At 39.1% G+C, this 18,092-nt stretch carries 15 protein-coding genes; 5 read left to right on the top strand and 10 right to left on the bottom strand.

The window, feature by feature from the left end; all coding sequences use genetic code 11:
• Position 1: 1 nt before the first annotated feature.
• Positions 2-1,486 carry a MocR-like pyridoxine biosynthesis transcription factor PdxR gene (gene pdxR / locus NFR27_RS01375; RefSeq protein WP_251441669.1) on the bottom strand — a complete coding sequence of 495 codons (1,485 nt, stop codon included), beginning with the start codon at positions 1,484-1,486 and terminating at the stop codon, positions 2-4.
• Between the two features lie 426 nt (positions 1,487-1,912).
• Between pdxR and bioB the strand changes: the two genes are divergently transcribed.
• Positions 1,913-2,935 carry a biotin synthase BioB gene (bioB, locus tag NFR27_RS01370; protein WP_251441667.1) on the top strand — a complete coding sequence of 341 codons (1,023 nt, stop codon included), beginning with the start codon at positions 1,913-1,915 and terminating at the stop codon, positions 2,933-2,935.
• A 187-nt stretch (positions 2,936-3,122) separates the two neighbouring features.
• Here bioB and NFR27_RS01365 read toward each other — a convergent pair whose 3' ends face one another.
• The 4 genes from NFR27_RS01365 to pta form a co-directional block, all read right to left on the bottom strand.
• Positions 3,123-4,433, bottom strand: a complete 1,311-nt coding sequence (locus NFR27_RS01365) for a DUF445 family protein (protein ID WP_251441664.1) — start codon at positions 4,431-4,433, stop codon at positions 3,123-3,125.
• Entirely contained in the window at positions 4,430-5,665 is a 1,236-nt protein-coding gene (locus NFR27_RS01360; RefSeq protein ID WP_251441662.1) for a DUF445 family protein, read from the bottom strand. The genes NFR27_RS01365 and NFR27_RS01360 overlap by 4 nt, the downstream gene beginning before the upstream one ends.
• An 18-nt stretch (positions 5,666-5,683) precedes the next feature.
• Positions 5,684-6,388, bottom strand: a complete 705-nt coding sequence (locus NFR27_RS01355; protein WP_251441661.1) for an MBL fold metallo-hydrolase — start codon at positions 6,386-6,388, stop codon at positions 5,684-5,686.
• 220 nt (positions 6,389-6,608) lie between these two features.
• Positions 6,609-7,610 carry a phosphate acetyltransferase gene (gene pta / locus NFR27_RS01350; RefSeq protein WP_251441660.1) on the bottom strand — a complete coding sequence of 334 codons (1,002 nt, stop codon included), beginning with the start codon at positions 7,608-7,610 and terminating at the stop codon, positions 6,609-6,611.
• Between the two features lie 286 nt (positions 7,611-7,896).
• Between pta and NFR27_RS01345 the strand changes: the two genes are divergently transcribed.
• The 3 genes from NFR27_RS01345 to bioF are packed head-to-tail and all read left to right on the top strand — an operon-like array spanning position 7,897 to position 10,412.
• Positions 7,897-8,400 (top strand): hypothetical protein, encoded by a 504-nt coding sequence (locus tag NFR27_RS01345; protein WP_251441659.1) that lies wholly within the window; start codon positions 7,897-7,899, stop codon positions 8,398-8,400.
• A complete protein-coding gene (locus NFR27_RS01340; RefSeq protein WP_251441658.1) occupies positions 8,390-9,181 on the top strand; it encodes a 6-carboxyhexanoate--CoA ligase in 792 nt (263 codons plus the stop codon). The genes NFR27_RS01345 and NFR27_RS01340 overlap by 11 nt, the downstream gene beginning before the upstream one ends.
• 34 nt (positions 9,182-9,215) lie before the next feature.
• A complete protein-coding gene (bioF, locus tag NFR27_RS01335; protein ID WP_251441657.1) occupies positions 9,216-10,412 on the top strand; it encodes an 8-amino-7-oxononanoate synthase in 1,197 nt (398 codons plus the stop codon).
• Here bioF and NFR27_RS01330 read toward each other — a convergent pair.
• The 3 genes from NFR27_RS01330 to NFR27_RS01320 all read right to left on the bottom strand — a co-directional run bounded on the left by NFR27_RS01330 (position 10,405) and on the right by NFR27_RS01320 (position 14,243).
• On the bottom strand, positions 10,405-11,745 hold the full coding sequence (locus NFR27_RS01330; protein WP_251441656.1) for a purple acid phosphatase family protein: 1,341 nt from the start codon (positions 11,743-11,745) through the stop codon (positions 10,405-10,407). The two genes, bioF and NFR27_RS01330, sit on opposite strands and share 8 nt — an antisense overlap.
• A gap of 468 nt (positions 11,746-12,213) precedes the next feature.
• The gene (locus NFR27_RS01325; RefSeq protein ID WP_251441654.1) at positions 12,214-13,446 is read right to left on the bottom strand and encodes an alpha/beta hydrolase; all 1,233 of its coding nucleotides are present in this window, start codon (positions 13,444-13,446) and stop codon (positions 12,214-12,216) included.
• 62 nt (positions 13,447-13,508) lie between these two features.
• Positions 13,509-14,243, bottom strand: a complete 735-nt coding sequence (locus NFR27_RS01320) for an MFS transporter (protein WP_251441653.1) — start codon at positions 14,241-14,243, stop codon at positions 13,509-13,511.
• A gap of 213 nt (positions 14,244-14,456) precedes the next feature.
• Between NFR27_RS01320 and NFR27_RS01315 the strand changes: the two genes are divergently transcribed.
• Complete coding sequence (locus NFR27_RS01315; protein ID WP_251441648.1) at positions 14,457-15,332, top strand: LysR family transcriptional regulator; 876 nt, start codon at positions 14,457-14,459, stop codon at positions 15,330-15,332.
• Positions 15,333-15,392: 60 nt separating this feature from the next.
• Here NFR27_RS01315 and NFR27_RS01310 read toward each other — a convergent pair whose 3' ends face one another.
• Positions 15,393-16,703, bottom strand: a complete 1,311-nt coding sequence (locus NFR27_RS01310) for a purple acid phosphatase family protein (RefSeq protein ID WP_251441646.1) — start codon at positions 16,701-16,703, stop codon at positions 15,393-15,395.
• 373 nt (positions 16,704-17,076) lie between these two features.
• Positions 17,077-18,084, bottom strand: coding sequence for a galactose/methyl galactoside ABC transporter permease MglC (gene mglC, locus NFR27_RS01305; RefSeq protein WP_251441643.1), 1,008 nt, complete (start codon positions 18,082-18,084; stop codon positions 17,077-17,079).
• Between the last annotated feature and the right edge of the window lie 8 nt (positions 18,085-18,092).

The following is an 18,092-nucleotide window of genomic DNA, read 5'->3' as shown; positions in this document are numbered from 1 at the left end:
TTCAAACTCCTTTCCATGCATTTGCCAACTGTGCTACTGCCTCCTGTAACTTAGCGGTAGGAATAGCACTAAATGATAATAAACAATGAACTTCGCCATCAATCATCGTATCCGTTTCAATACGCACATCACAACCAGACTTGTGGGCTTTAGCCAATAAGTCTGCCCCACTTAATAGAGTATATACAGTTAAACCAATATATACCCCACCTTCTGGCAAATACGCTTTAGCACGATTACCAAAAGCCACTTGCAACAAACCGACTAAATGTTTACTTTTATCCGCATAGTGTTTACGCAATCTTCGAATTTGCTTAGACCATTCGCCAGCCCCCATATAGCGAGCCCATACTAATTGTTCCATAACGCTAGCACTTTGTCGATAGGACCTGCGATATGTTAAAAAATCCTGCCATAGCGATGGTGGCAATACCATATAACTAATACGAATGGACGGCGGCAATACCTTGGAAGGTGTGCCGAGATAAATAACGCGTTCCTCGGGAGCTAGCCCCTGTAACGAGGATATAGGGCGACCATAATATCGAAGTTCACTATCATAATCATCTTCAATTAAGTAACTACCCACAGCTTTAGACCACTGTAAAACTTCTTTACGTCGCCCCGCACTCATGACTCTGCCTTGACGATCACCATGAGACGGAGTGCAATACAAAGCCTGTACCTTCATAGCTATTAAATCCTCTATAAGAGTTTCACTATGTTGATCAATGGTAACTACAGTAAATCCATAATCTTGAAAAATGTGAGTTACGCCTATTAAAACACTACTATCAATTGCAACAGTAGTAATATGAGCGCGTTTCAAAAGGGCGGCTATCATCATAACCATAGGCTGCGTGCCACTACCGATAATAATTTGTTCCGCTGTTGTTCGCACCGCCCTAGCTGTATTCAAATACTGTGCCAATTGTACGCGCAACTCCCATTCACCTTGAGGATCACCATACGCCAAAAGACGTTCTGGTTCTCGTAATACATAACCAATATAACGCTTCCAACGAGTATAATCAAATCCTTCTGGGTCCATAGCACCAGTAGCAAAATTGTATTGTATTAAAGATGTCTCTATATCCTTAAAACCGCTAGCCTTAATACTTTGTTGCTGCGGCCTCGCACCTATTCGATAATGAGGCAGAAATGCGCCTGCTCTCCCTTCCTTTATATCGCTAAATGACTTTCGTAACCAATCCTTTTCAGAATCACTGACTATATTCTCTCCGCCCATAGGCAATGGTAATACTTCATAGGGCGACCGATCATGAGCCTTTATATAACCTTCTGCAGCTAATTGTAAATAAGCTTGCTCCACCGTAATTTTACTTACTCCCACTTCACCAGCTAAAGATCGAACTGAGGGCAAACGAGAACCTGCCTCATACTGCCTTCCTTCAATACGCTGTTTTATATATTGATAGATTTGTTCATATAAAGGCGTAGCACTATTTCGTTCCAACACTAACATAGTCCTCGCCTCCTCTCTTCATGCATTTACATATATCCATCAAATACTTGTAACTTAGGGTCAAACTATATTACTTTCTATTTTATCACAGGCCTTTTAAATTCGTAATCTGTCCTAATCATTTTTTGTTATTTTTTTACAAACTGGTATTATCTCTCCCAAGATATATCTATCTGCGCCACTATTGTTAACCTAAACATATTTTAATAGTTGCTGTTAAGTCTATCATATATCAACAGGCCTTATTAGCCAAACCGTATATCATCAGTCATTGTTAACCCTTATATACATCGAAAGTTATTGTTAACCTAAATTAAAATTCATGGTTGACTATCTTTTGTAAGCTACGTATAATAAAGGCAACGACTCACAGTCGAAGCTCAGAGGTAGAGCGGGATAAACTTTAGAATACAGAGGTGTAGGTTCATGACAACAACAAACAAGATTGGTTACGAAGAAATTATTGCGTACGCCCAACGCATTTTAGATGGTGGTGAAATTACTCCAAAAGAAGCAGAACAGCTAATTAATGTATCAGACGAAGATACGATGATACTCTTAGCTATGGCTGATAAAATTCGTCAAAAATTTAATGGTAATGAAGTGGACTTATGCGCTATTGTAAATGCCCGCTCTGGTAAATGCCCAGAAAATTGTAAATTCTGTGCTCAATCAGCTCACCATGAAACAGGTGTAACTGTATATCCATTTATGGACGAAGAAGATATTGTTAACCACGCTAAAAAAGCAAAAGAAGCCGGTGCTATCCGTTTTTCCATTGTAACAAGTGGTCGTAACACTAATAATCCAAAAGAATTTGACCAAATTCTCAGTGCCCTTCGTCGCATTCATAAAGAAACAGGTCTTGAAATTTGCTGTTCCTTAGGCCTTCTTACCTATGAACAAGCCCTTCAATTAAAAGAAATTGGCGTAACCCGCTATCATTCTAATATTGAAACAGCACCAAGTAACTTCCCTAACATTTGTAGCACTCACAATTTTGAAGATAAAATGTTCACTATTGAAAATGCTAAAAAAGCAGGTATTCGGGTCTGCTCTGGTGGTATTATTGGCTTAAACGAAACCTTAGAACAACGCGTAGAAATGGCCTATGAATTAAAACGTTTAGGCATTGACTCTGTGCCTCTTAACATTTTAAATCCAATTAAAGGTACACCTTTCGAACATAACAAACCATTAGCACCACTTGAAATTTTGCGTACCTTTGCTATGTTCCGTTTCGTATTACCATCCGCTCAAATTCGTACAGCTGGTGGTCGTGAAGTTAACTTACGCGATTTACAAGCTCTCGCTTTAACCGGTGGTCTTAATGGCATTATGGTTGGTGGTTATTTAACAACCGATGGACGTTCTCCGCTTCAAGATTTACAAATGCTTGAAGATTTACAATTAGAACGTACTGCAGCCCAACCAAGCCAAGCAAACTAAGCTGCTTTCATAGTCACAAGACTATATAGGCACATCATAGTAGTACCATACTTGATGTATATAACTTTTTCCTTCAAACGAGAAGGGGCATTGGAAACCCTCCATTTCCAATGCCCCTTCTTTATTTATATCTTTACTTTATTTGTGTCTATAAACTTTTTATTTACACCTTTCGCCTTACTAACTTTTATAACCCCCACATAGCTAATAAAGGCTCATAAATGAAATGTAAAAAACTCCATGCACCAAGGCCACATACTGCACCAACTAACGCACCATTAATCCGAATCCAACTCAAATCATCTTCTACTTTAGACTCAATAAAGTAAATAAAACGATCCGTACTTAAAGCGCCCAGTACTTGTCGCACAATGACACCTAACAAAGCATGACCTCGTACTAACAAATAGCCTGCCATATGCTGACACATGTTTTCAATTTTTACTTCAATTTCAGGATTGCGACTATATACTTGCCATAAATCTTGCAATGACTGCTCTAATACTTTCACCGGTGTTTCTTCTTCAAAAGTATCTTCTTTATCCGCCATATGAATTACGTTATGAATATACGGACAAATATAAGTTTCTAAAATATCCGCCCAATCTTGCTCATCAATCCACCGTTGCCATACACCATCAATAGTCTGACTCACCGAGCTATTATATGCCAATTCTTGCAAAGGACCTAACCACTGTTGCATCCAGACTAAACGTTCAGTGCTCCCTGGTCGTTTCCACCGTTCTAAAACCATATATAATTCTCGCAACATAGCCATCGCCATATCACGAGCATTAATAATATCGGTTGCTTCTGAAACACCAATTACAATGGCAGAGATAAAACTGTCCTTACGAGCTTGAATCTCACGATCAATTGTATGCGTAAGCCACAAAAGAACCTGCGGTTTATCTAAGGCTTCTTGTAGCAATACTAACCCTTTAATAATCGTTGTTTCATGCTTATTTGTACGACATACATCGGTCAAAAATTGTTGCATCGGCCCCGTAATAGACTGACGATGTAAAAAATGCTGTAATTTTTCAGCACCCCAAGCAGCCCATTCCTTTTCACTGCGACTATGCCAAACTAAATGCAATAAACTGCGCAATGCTTTTCGGATATATTGACGACCTCTATCGCTTTGGATATAACTATCAATATATGGCAAAAATTTAACCGATTGTAGCGCGCGCTGGCATTGTTCTAACGTAAGCAAACGAGTTTCAATTAAATGAACTAAACCGGATATCATTCGCTCCTTATTCCGAGGAATCAGTGCCGTATGATAGGGAAAACCCAAAGGCTTACGGAATAAAGCCGTCACAGCAAACCAGTCAGCCACACTACCAATAAGGGCAGATTGAACTAACCAATACAATGCTTCATACCAAGTGGCATGTATATAAAATTGGCCAACAAATACTATGCCATACAAAATAGCGGAGATAATCAAAATGCGATTGGCCCACACACGATAAGGTACACCACCAATCATAGACTTACACCTCCTTGTACGAGCTGAGCGGCTACATAAAAAAGCCCACCCAGCACAGCACCTACTAAGGAGCCATTAATACGAATCATCTGTAAATCATGATATAATTTGCCTTTAATAATATCGGCTAAGCGCTGTGGCGAATACGCCATTAATTCCCGTACTACCGATGTATCGACAAAAGGTCGTAACTTGCGAAGCAATGGCACTAATTGATACAACAAAAGACGCTCTAAACTTTGTAATTTACCCTTATCTTGTAATAGACTACGTGCATACGCTTCCGCTTCTTCTTGAGCGCGTTTAAAAATACCTTGCCAGGTTTTTGTGTCACCTGCTAATTCTACATCTTCTAAGGCATCTTGTAACCAACGATTTTTTAAATTTTCAACCGTTTGTCGCCACTGTCCATTTCGTTCTAGTTCTGATAAGCCCCACAGCACTTTATTATACACATATTGCCCCATAGGTGAATAAATAGACTCTTGAGAGGCTAAAAACTCGGCCCCTTTTTGTTGAATTAACTCAGCTACTCGCTCTGGGGAAAAACTATCACTACCAAGAGCTAACGCTAGTTCACGCCAAAATGAGTTTTCTGCATACCGATTCATCATAGAAGCTACAATGCCTACAATATACGGCCTAATACCTTGCGAACTGAGTAAGCGTTGCGCCATACGATTCACATATAGCCATAAAACAGCCGCTGTATCCCGCTGCATCATAAGATGTCCAAAACGAATCAATAAAGGCGCTACTTCCCAATGAGCTACACCCTGTTTTATAGCATTTGTTACTTCCTTCCGCAAAGGCGCGCCATCAAAACGGCTCCCCATTTGTGAGCCTACTTCCTCAATAAATTGATTAATTTGGCGCCGTCCTTCCTCACTAAGAAAATACATGAGAATTCGTTTAGGTAGTTGTTCTTTTTTTATAATCATATACACAGGCTGTACCCGCAATAATTCTTCTACCATCATATAGCGAGCAGTCTCTACTAGGCGTGCCTTACTACGAGGAATCAATGCTGTTTTATAAGAAATCCCCAAAGGCTTTGCAAACAAAGCAGTCACTGCATACCAATCGGCTAAACCACCAATCATAGCAGCCCCACTCACATGGGTTAAGAAGCCAAACAACGGATCTGCACGAAACGGATACACCCCTAGAAATATAACCATCATGACCACTAATAGCAATGTAGCTATCGGCCATGCTGTTCGTTGTTTCATATCAAAAATCCTTTCAACCTATTCAATCCCATAGACAGCTAAGTCTACTTCATCACCAGGTTGTTGGGGAATCCAAAGAGGCATGTGCTCATATAACGATTTAAAATACAAAGAAGGTTCCCACACTGGACCATTAGCATGCATAGGCACAAATAATTTTGGCTGTGGCACTACATGAAGAAGCTCAATAGCCCCCCATTCACGAGCAGCCTCTAAACGAGCATCTATAGGGAATAAAATTAAATCGGTCTGCATACCAGCTACGCGTTGGAATTCTTTACGCGCAAAATCACGAGCAAAGTCAATATTTTCCGGCGTATCACCTAACCAATGCCACCAATTTAAATCGCCCGCATGGAATAATTTACTACGCCCTGTATCAATTAAGAAAGAACCACCTTCATCAGTAGAGCCATACATGGTAACTTTCAAATTATTTACTGTGGTAGTATCACCTACAGCCATCACGGTTGTACGGCTAGCTGGCATATCTTGATGAGGCACATCTTCATGCACAATATATCGAGTTGTATCACTGTTAAAATCTAAAATAGCTGGTGAATAGTGATCCCCATGCCAATGAGTTACAAAGAACCACAGCTCTTTACCAGCAGCCTGTGCGGCTTTTACAAGCTGGGCCTGATCTTTCCAATAATCAAATATATAACATTGACGACCTGCGTCAATCATAAATCCACTGTGTTCTAAATAATATAATTTCATATGCTGTCCTCTCTTACTTAAAAGAAGTCTTATTTTGAGAATATTATTAGTTATTCCTTTATATTATACCACAAAACAAAAAGCAAAAACTCCGTTCTTGTCAGAGTTTTGTAAAACTATGACAAAAACGGAGTCAATATATTCATATATTATATGAAATTAGTATTCACCTATAGCCAATTAAAATGCCTAACACTTAGTTGACTACACAGTAAATTAATTATTCAGCACTTTCAGCTGCTGCAATAGCTACTACATCAACAATATCAGTAGCAAAGCAACCACGAGATAAGTCATGAATTGGAGCACCTAGACCTTGAATCAATGGACCAAGTGCTGTAGCACCAGCAAAACGTTGTACTAATTTATAGCCAATGTTAGCTGCCTGAAGATCAGGGAAGATAAGAATATTAGCTTTACCTGCTACTTTGCTACCAGGCGCTTTACGTTCTGCAACAGAAGGCTCAATGGATGCATCCAATTGTAATTCTCCATCAAAGTCAAAATCTACATTGCGTTCTTTTAACAATTCAACAGCGGCCACAACTTTGTCAACTTCTGGGGAGGACGCAGAACCCTTAGTGGAGAAGGATAAGAAGGAAACACGAGGATTTGCCATGTTACCAACTTTGCGAGCTTTTTCAACAGAGGACATAGCAATATCTGCTAATTGTTCAGATGTTGGGTTAGGAATTACGCCGCAATCAGAGAATACGAGCATACCTTCATCACCATATTGTTTTTTGTCAGTAAATACAAACATAGAACTAGATACAGTTTTAAGACCTGGTTTAGTTCCTACTACTTGTAAAGCAGCACGTAATACATTAGCTGTTGGGCTAGCAGAACCTGCTACCATGCCGTCAACAACACCAAGATGTACTAACATAGCACCAAAGAATAAGCAGTCCCCAAGCATAGTTGCTTTTGCTTTTTCTGGAGTCATGCCTTTTTTAGCACGTTTTTCAACAAAAATATCAATCATTTCTGGTAAACGATCATACGTTTCAGGATTGATAATTTCAGCACCATCAATGTTGAAACCTTCTTTTTGTGCTAATGCTTTAACATCATCAGGATTACCAACCAATACTGGTGTAGCAAAGCCTTCTTTAAGAATCAATGCTGTTGCTTCTAATACACGAGCGTCTTCGTATTCTGGTAATACAATTTTTTTACCTAATGGTTTTACTTTTGCTTTTAAATTTTGTACTAATTCCACAATATCGTCCTCCTTGACTGTGAACAACCTGACCACGCAGGTTAGTTATTACTGTTTTATTATACCAAATTCGCAAGAGAGATTAAAGGGCTAGAGGTTATATTACTTTTTGTAAATTATCATGACTATTTGAGATACATAAAATTCCTACTAAATAAATTGAAATTTACAGGTATTTAACAGTAACGTATAATAAAGCCAATAAAGGTTAACCATAAAAATCAACAAGGTTAACAATGCAGATTAGGGATTAGGTATCAAAGAGACTATGAAGGGAAAAACCATTATGAAACAAATATCGATTCGTTCCATCTGTGAAATTGGCATTTTAGCTGCTATGATTGGCATTACAGGAGCTATCAAGCTTCCAAATGTCATCCCTGGTGTTGATTTTCAGCTATCTGCCCCATTAGCGGTTGCAATCTGTGCCGTCTTTGGCTTCAAACGATATATTATAGCAGGCTGTTTAGCCAGTCTTTTATCTTTATTATTAGGCACCCAAAACTTACTCAACGTGGCTATTGCCATGCAATTCCGTCTTATTGCCGGTGCCGTCCTGTATTTAGGCCGTAATACGATTTGGTCACAAATCATCGCAGGCCCTATCGCCTCTATTATGGCACGTCTAACCTTAGGTCTTATTTTTGGTAAATTAGCATATGCTATGATTCTCATGGCTATACCAGGCTATATTTTTACCGCTATTTGTTCACCCCTTTTAGTAAAAGTCCTTAGTAAAGTACGGCGAGCCGTTCCAGCTGCAGTAGGAGGTTCCACTCATGTACTATAGCATTCGCATGCGAGCAGCCCAAGGTGGGGCACACGAAAAAGGAGGGCATCATATTTCGGGGGCCGAACGAATTGTAAGGGAAAATGAATTAGAACAATTAGCATCTGAACTAGTACACCGAGCGCTCCATCACAGCAAAGGCCGTGCTGATTTTATTCGTCTCACCATCGACACTATCGATACTAAAAGTATTCAATATATTCCCGCCCTTACAGTGAAAACAACGCAAGCTAAATCGGTCATAGACGCCTATGCTATAGCTAACCAATTATTAACGAAACATGGAATTACAGCTGAAGCGCTACAACAAGGGCTTCATTTACTCAAAACACAGACAGAAGCTATGCGTGGCGCCATGCTCTGCAACGCCCTTACAGGCGAACGTATGGATATCTTAGGTAATCGTGGCCTACGAGTAAGTCGCATGGCCTTTGCCGATGAAACTAATGCTTGTAACTATTTTAAATCCCAAGGGCATGAAGGACTCCATTTTCAGGAAGCCCTAGTCCTAGCTAGCAAAGTTCTCAGTGCCCCCCAAGTAGTCGGGGAATTTTGCATTTCTGATGATCCCGACTACACCACTGGTTATGTAAGCTATGGCAACTCCTATCACCGTTTAGGTCCACTTAAAGAATTAGGCGATATTCGTGGCGGCCGAATATTTTTTGTCAAACCAACGACACAAGTAAGTGAATTGCAAAGCTATCTAGAAAATACAACAGTATTAGTAACGGTCCCTTCTGATAGTGTTAACGATTTAATACCGCCTGCTGCCCTTTAATTTTTTTATAATTTTAATAATTACGAGGTGTATTATGCTTTCATCTACGCTGCAGGAATTTTATGAATCACAACTAAATCAACTAACTAGCACTAACCAATTACGCCATTGCACAGCCTATGAGCCCATTGATAGTACCCATGTCCGTCTCCAAGGCAAGACTTATCTAATGATGGCCTCTAATAATTATTTAGGTCTCACTCATCATCCAGAAGTGCTTGCCCATGCAAAAAAAGCCCTTACCAATTATGGTACGGGCTCTGGTGGTGCGCGCCTTACATCAGGAACATATCCTGCACTCTCTCAATTAGAGGCACAACTTGCTAATTTTAAAGGTACAGAGCAAGCACTTATATTCAACACAGGCTATATGGCCAATGTAGGTACTATTTCAGGTTTAATGTCTAAAGGGGATCATATTCTAAGCGATGCCTTAAACCACGCCAGTATTATCGACGGTTGTCGCCTCAGTGGGGCTCATATACATATATATAATCATAATGACTGTAATCACCTTGAATCACTACTAAAATCACTACCGCCTACTGGCAAACGACTAATTGTGACAGATGGCGTTTTCAGCATGGACGGTGACATAGCGCCTTTACCAGACTTAGTGACCCTTGCCAAACGCTATGAAACCTTGCTCATGGTAGATGACGCTCACGCTACCGGGGTTATTGGCTCTGGTCGAGGCACCGCACATCATTTTAATTGCAGTCAAGAGGTCGACATTCAGCTCGGCACACTTAGCAAAGCCTTAGGCAGCGAAGGCGGTTTTGTCTGTGCCAATGAGCTCATCATTAATACGCTTATTAATCGGAGCCGTAGTTTTATTTTCTCCACCGCCTTAGTACCAGCGGCTATTGGCGCCGCACAGCAGAGTCTCACCCTATTATCGCAAGATGCTTCCATATACCAGCGACTACAACATAACATAGAGTATATGACTCAAGCTCTATTACAGAAAAGAATCACTGTGGCTCATAAAACAACAGCCACCAGCCTAGCAGCACAGTATCAACCAACACCTATTTTCCCTATCATCGTTGGCTCTGCCGAAACAGCCCTAAAATTATCTCAGGAACTATTTGAACGAGGTATTATTTTAACAGCTATTCGTCCGCCAACAGTACCACAAGGCGAAAGTCGTTTGCGCCTAACGGTAACGGCCGCTCACAAAGAATCGGATTTACAATATGTAGCCGATACCCTAAGCGAACTTATTTAGTGAGGGTAATGGTATCAAACTGTGTACCATCTGATAAATAAGCATCTACCGTAAGCGAATCCGCTTGCTTACGCAATACCAAATAATTATCGGCCTCTAAATATGGCGATTTATATTCATCTAAAGGATGATCAAGCCAAATATTTGCATATTTCACATCACCGGCTACCCCAGTAATAATATAATAAGGGCCTGTTTCACTGCGCTGAAAATTCTCTACATGACCACGACGTCGATACATGTGATAGTGAGCCGATAATACTAAGTCCACATTGTACTTTTCAAAGGTTGGCATAAACATGTAACCCATTTCATTAATACCGGCCGTTCTATTAGGAGCCTTCGTATGAGGGTAAGTAAATGCATCACGATGCATAAGCACGACTTTCCATGGCTGTTTTGTATCTGCCAAATCTTGCTCTAACCAAGCTAATTGTTCTGCTTGTACCGCATCACGATACATTTCATTCATCTCTTGAAACTGTGTATTCAACACAACAAAATGAACATCCCCATAATCATAGGAATAAAAAGCACGCCGTGATGAATCACCAGCAGCTGTACTTTCTAAGCCTACCGTAGGTGCTTTAAACTTGAAAAAAGCATCATAGGCGGTAGGCTCTTTCATTTGCCAATCTAAGGAATAATATTCATGATTTCCTATAACACCGGAAAAAGGAATATTGCTTATCATAGGTTCTACCGCATCAAACCAAGCATCCCACTGCGAAGCAGATTCACCATTGTCTACTAAATCGCCCATATTAATGAATAAGCCCGCCTCTGGATTATTAGCATATGCCGTTTTTACCAATTCATGCCACCCACGATAATCAGCTGACTGCGAATCAGGAAAAACTAAGGCCGTAAATGTATCATTAGCAGCTGTTTTTAATATGCGCCAATCTTTAGTCACTATATTTTGCCCAACTTGGTATTCATACGTTTTATTCGCTGCTAAGCCTGTTAATTCTGCTCTATATAAATAACGAATTGTATCATCTTCCTCAAATCGTACCCTTGTGGCTGCTACCGTCTGAATTTCACTGTCTGAAGCACCGGCTAGCTTATATAATACAACGGGGTCCTCTATAGGCTGTCTTGTTTCCCACATAATAATTCGTGAATGAGCCATATCAGGCGTAACTAATTGCCGCACATAACGAGCTTCAACACCAGCGTGTGGCATATACTGATAATACAAACTGCGACTTTGTCGCATAATATGAGCGCCCCAAGCAGTTGATGATACAATGGTGCCTAGCACCACAACTAACGCAATTACAGCAGACAGCCAAATGAACCACGGTTGTCTTTTTTTATGTCCTTCCATGTTATAGCCCCTCCAACATTCTCTTTATCTCTACTATTAACCTAATGGAATATATACGGCTAAATATTTCCTAGATCCACAATTAGATTAACTCAATACAATTAACTTTCAGTATATCGAATATACTCCATTTAATTGTATTATATAATTTAGAGTTAACTTCAAGTCAAGGCATTTTTTTACTACTTTGAGAATGTAATCGTAACATTCCCATCACCAAGCAATTCTTCCCAATCCATAGGATTAACCGCTTCACCTAAATCCGTATAAACATAGGAGCAGACCAAGATTGTCCGCCAAGACCACTTACAATCATACTCACTAGGACCATAATTTTAATAATTATTCTATTCATAGCTACTTATCTGTCCTCCTACTATTAAAGTTATTAATTTAGTAGCAACACACTAATTTCTAAAAAAATACTACTCATAAGTACTTAAATACCTACAAGTAGTATTTTATAAATTACTTCAAGTTTTTATGGAAGAATTCTGTAATTTCTTTAAATGGAATTACATCTGTCTTATCATATAAATCTACATGAGTAGCACCTGGTACAATAAGCAATTCTTTATTATCACCAGTTAATGCCTTCATTACATCTTCGGACATATAACGAGAATGAGCATTTTCACCAGTCACCAATAATACAGGACGTGGTGCGATTTCATCTAAATGCGCAGACATACTGAAATTCATGAAACCATACGGCATAATGTCTACCCAAGCCGTTGTAGAGTTAATGGAACGTGGATGATACCCTCGACCAGTGCGATAGAAATCAAAGAATTGTTTACCTACTGGATCCATATCTGGAGAAGCTACTTCTGGTAACAAATGACCATCTTCTAAGGTTATTAACTGTCCATCAATAATAGGTACCTCATGATAGCCAGGCGCCGTAGTACCTCTATCAACCATTTCCCAACGTTTATCCGCTAAGTATTGTAATACTTTATCACGATCATCCGCTGTATAATAATCATTTAAGCCTTGCCCAATCGAGCGGGACATATCATAAAGAACAGACGTAGCCACTGCTTTCACGCGTTTATCCATAGCCGCATCAGATAATGCCATACCGCCAAAACCACAAATACCCATAAGACCAATATTATCACGGTCTACATTGTCTAAAGTACCTAAAAAGTCAATGGCAGCACTGAAGTCTTCTGTATTAATATCTAGAGATGCCATATTACGTGGTGTGCCTCCACTTTCCCCCGTATAGGATGGGTCAAAAGCGATTGTTACAAACCCCTGCTCAGCTAATGCTTGTGCATATAAACCAGAAGTTTGTTCTTTAACAGCCCCAAAAGGCCCTGCAACGGCAATGGCTGCCATTTTACCAGTTCCAGCTTTAGGCGTATATAAGTCGGCTGCTAAGGTAATGCCATAACGATTGACAAAGGTCACTTTGCGATGATTTACTTTGTCACTTTTTGGGAAAATTTTATCCCATTTTGTTTCTAATTTTAATGCTTCTGGTTGATTCACCGGTGAATTAATTTTATCTTGTGCATCAGTTGTAGGCCTTACTTGTTGCTGTGCTTTAGCCACATGCGCTGCATTGCTCGCAATTGGCACATACTCTACCTCAGCTGCCAAAGCAGAATTATGACCACCACTCATACCATATACCGAGGCAACTACAGCTGCAATTACTGCTTTTTTCAAAAAAGATTTACTAAGTTTCATATATATCCTCCTTAAACACAATGACTATATAAATATTTAATAATTACGAACTTAAACGAGCTTCATATAGGCGCTGTCCTATAAAAATAATAGTAGCCACTACGACTAAACATATACCGCCATACATAATAGTTATATACACCATAAATAGAACCATTCAGTGCAATTACAAAGAAAATCGCTAGCCATAAAGAAACTTTACGCAACACCTGTAATTGTTCGCCATAAGAAATCTGCTCATGTGGTAATGAATCAGGAATCTGCCACAAGGTTAAAGCAAAAACTAAGGCGGTTACTAATGCCGAAAATAAAAAGGCAAAGCTCAAACCTAACTGAATTGTTAAAAAATTACTAATAGGGATACCTATAACCATACCAGCAGCCACACCCATATTAATCTTAGCCACTGCTTTTGGTGCATCTTTCTTTGCAACTGAACTAGCGGCCAAGGAAAATGCCATAGCACAATACACAGGATGTAGTAAGGCTGGCACTAAACGAGCTATAAATAAAGTCTCAAAATTAGGCGCCCACGCCGCCAAAATACTTGTGATCGTAAATACGGCTAATACGAATAACATTAGTGGTTTGCGTGGCCACTTTGATAGTAGTAAAGGCATCGTCGGCCCTGCTAAAGCGACACCTAAGGCAAAAACACTCAATAAGCTACCCGCCTGAATTAAGGAAATATTATATTGCGTGGCAATATACGGTAATACACCAATAATACCCATTTCTGTATTTAAAATACCGAACACGCCAATAGCTAGAATATAAACTAATTTAGACGATGTCATATCACCTCTCCTTTACAATTATTTACCTTGTAAATTTGCACTGCCTAGACCTTCTAATTTCTAATCTATACAGAAGCCGCTTAACAAAGTTTCGATACTTCTATTATATTCAGAGCAGTAAATATAGCAATTATTTATAATTTATATCTAGTTATGCTTTTAATCTATTTCTATTTAGTCTATACTATAAGTAACAAAAGAAAAGGAGGACCTATGGAAATACGTGTACTGCGCTACTTCTTAGAAATGGCTCGCGAAGGCAATATGTCACGAGCTGCACAAAAGCTTCATATTACACAGCCTACTATGTCAAAACAGCTTCGTGATTTAGAAAACGAATTAGGTGTTAAGCTCTACACGCGCACTAATTACAATATAGAGCTAACTGAAGCCGGCCATTTACTACAAAAACGTGCTCACGATATTGTAGATTTAACAGATAAAACTACCCTGGAATTCCAGAATTTAGCCACCCTAGCTGAAGGTACCATATATGTTGGCAGTGCTGAATCAGAATCGTTTACCACCGTAGCAAAAGCTATTAAAGAGCTACAATTAGTACATCCTAAAATTCAACTCCATGTTTTCAGCGGCAATATTCAAGATGTATTAGAACAACTCGATAAAGGCCTCTTAGATTTTGCTTTTATTATGGACTATCAAGACTCTACAAAGTATGAAAGCTATCCAATGCCTATGCCCGATCGATGGGGATTAATAGTTCCTCAAAATAATTCGCTGTCACAGAAAGACTATTTAACATTGCCAGAACTCATAGGTTTACCATTAATTTGCTCTCGTCAGAATATGATTATCGACTTTCCACGCTGGTTTGGTAATGCTAAATTACATATTGTAGCTACCTATAATCTACTGTATAATGCCATGATCCTAGTCCGTGAAGGCGTTGGCTACGCTCTTACCTATGATAAAATAGTCAATACGGCCTTAAATAGTGATTTAACCTTCATTCCCCTTAGCGATGTAAACATATCAACTATGTATTGCTTATGGCGAAAACAACACACCTTTAGTACAGCAGCTCAATTATTTTTAGATACCTTATCAAAACAAATCAAAAGCGTATAATAAAAGGACTGATACCCTCTCATTAAGGTATCAGTCCTTTTTAATTGCATTAGCATCACTTTATTTAGTTAACCGTAATTCATCAAATTGTACGCCATCATCCCAAAAGGCTTTTACTATCAAGTCATTGTTCTCTTTACTTAACACTAAATAGTTTGTTCTATCGTCTGATGGCGGCGCAAATTCATCGAGTGGATGAGGTTTCCAATGTTCATTATAAAAAACATCGCCCGCCACACCACTAACAATGTAATAAGGCCCTGTAGTGCTTCGACTATAATTAACAATATGACCATGACGCCGATACATATGATAATGGCCCGATAATACTAAATCTACATTATAGGCTTCAAATACAGGCATAAACATCCGGCCAATAACGGAAATGCCAGATTCACTACTCGGATTTTGAACCCGTCCATATTGCAATACATCACGATGCATTAGAACAACCTTCCAAGTTGCTTTAGATGCCTCTAAATCCGCTTTTAACCACGCCACTTGTACATCTTTCATATGTTCCCGCACCGCTTCAGGCACGGCTTCTAACTCTGTATCTAATACAACAAAATGAACATCCCCATAGTCAAAGGAGTAATATGGCTCACGTCGTAACGATGAATTTGCCTGTATAAAAGGAAAAAAATGCGCATAAGCTATAGGCGCACGTAATTTTAAATCCATCGTATAAAATTCATGTGACCCAATAACACCTGCGAAAGGCACTTCTGAAATCAGTGGCTCCACTGCTGTAAACCACTGATTCCATTGTGTCGCTGATTCACCATTTTCTACTAAATCACCTAGATTAGCAAAAAATTGAATATTAGGATTCTTTGTATAGGCCGTGTTTACTAAATTCGACCACTTCGTATAATCATTAGACTGTGAGTCTGGAAAAATAAGGGCCGAAAAATTAGCATTCTGCTTCGTACTCAACGAATGCCACTCATCATCAATATGACCTTCACGCCCCACTTGATACTCATATTCTTTATTGGGCTGTAAATCCCGCAAATCTACCCGATAAATATATCGCCGTTCCTTATCGTCTTCAAATAATTCTGATACAGCATACACCGTTTGAATGGTATCATCACTTTGCCCTTTTAATTTATACTTAACCACTGAATTGGCTTGTTGGGCTTTCGTTTCCCATAAAATAATACGCCGTGTACTCATATCAGGAGTCACTAGCTGACGTATATGTAATGGCTTGCTATCAGGAATTGGCATATATTTGTGGTATCCCGCCACAATTCGTTGCCAAATGCCTGCGTCCTTTTCATCTGCTCCACTATAGCTCCACCACACAAAAGCCATTATGAGGCACACAAAAATGGCGCTCACGGTTAATCCCGCACGCTTCATAGTCTTTTATTTCACTCCTATTTAATACTTTTCAAACTTGCCACCACAACACATACATAAATATACATACTATTTCCCGTTACAATACGCATATCTATATATACATTCAAATATCTCTATCATACTATACACTAATATCATTATATATCATTAGTTATATATAACGCAACATTTATAATAAACTTTCATTAATTACATATATATTCTTTCGCATACAACAAATACTGTAATAGATAGACAATTCACCTACTAAAATACCATATTTTTAATATAAAACATAAAAAAGAGAAACTAATGAATCGTAAAAATATTCATCAATTTCTCTTTTTTAAACATTTTGCAAAATAAACTTATTCAATCAGCTTATCAAATCTTATTTACGAGCTAAGTATTTACGTACGTCAACAGCTACTGCCACAACTATAATTAAGCCTTTAATGATGAGCTGCCAATATGGTCCCATACCTACGAATGTTAAGCCATAATTTATAACAGTAAAGATAAGTACCCCTGCAATAATTCCCGGCACAGTACCAATACCACCGGTAACAGATACGCCACCTACTACGGCAGCTGCGATAGCATCTAATTCATACATATTACCATAGTTATTGGTAGCCCCACCAGTACGAGCGGCTTCAAGAATACCACCAACACCATACAAAGCGCCCGCAATAACATAAATAGCAATTAAAGTGGCTGCCACATTAATGCCAGATACAACAGCGGCTTGCGGATTTCCACCAATGGCAAACATGTTTTTACCAAGTACTGTTTTGTTATATACAATCCACATAACAAAAGCAATAACCGCTGCAATCATAACAATATAAGGAATCGTAATAAAGCCTAAATCCAGTGATCCAGAGCCAAATATAGTAAACTCTGACCGCAAACCACCGATAGGTTGCGAATTATTTGGTTCCATATCAAAGTACAAAGAACATACCCCATAGGTCATAACCATCGTACCCAACGTAGCAATAAATGGTACTATTTTTAAATAGGCTACGATTAACCCTGAAATGAGACCTACCGTAGCGCCCACTGCGATAGCAATAATAATAGGTAAAAAGGTTGGCAACTCTGGCACCTGTGCAAAAAACGGATGCGGATAATTAGGCATCTGCGACAAGGATGCTGAAACAACCGCGGTTAAACCAACCACACGACCAGCGGACAAATCACAGCCAGCCGTGATCAAAATCATAGCCGAACCTAAGGCAATAATAACACGTGGTGATGATTGAATTAAAATATCACGAAAACTTGTCATCGACAAAAAGTTAGGACTATAAATTGAAATAGCCGCTACTAAAACAATCAATACAATATAAATAGCATTTTGCGTCATAAACTTGCTAATGCGTGATCCACTCATAGTTTTAT

Origin of the sequence: Veillonella intestinalis, assembly GCF_943192895.1 — a bacterium.
GTDB lineage: Bacteria > Bacillota > Negativicutes > Veillonellales > Veillonellaceae > Veillonella_A > Veillonella_A intestinalis.
This window is presented reverse-complemented; position numbering and strand designations above follow the sequence as displayed.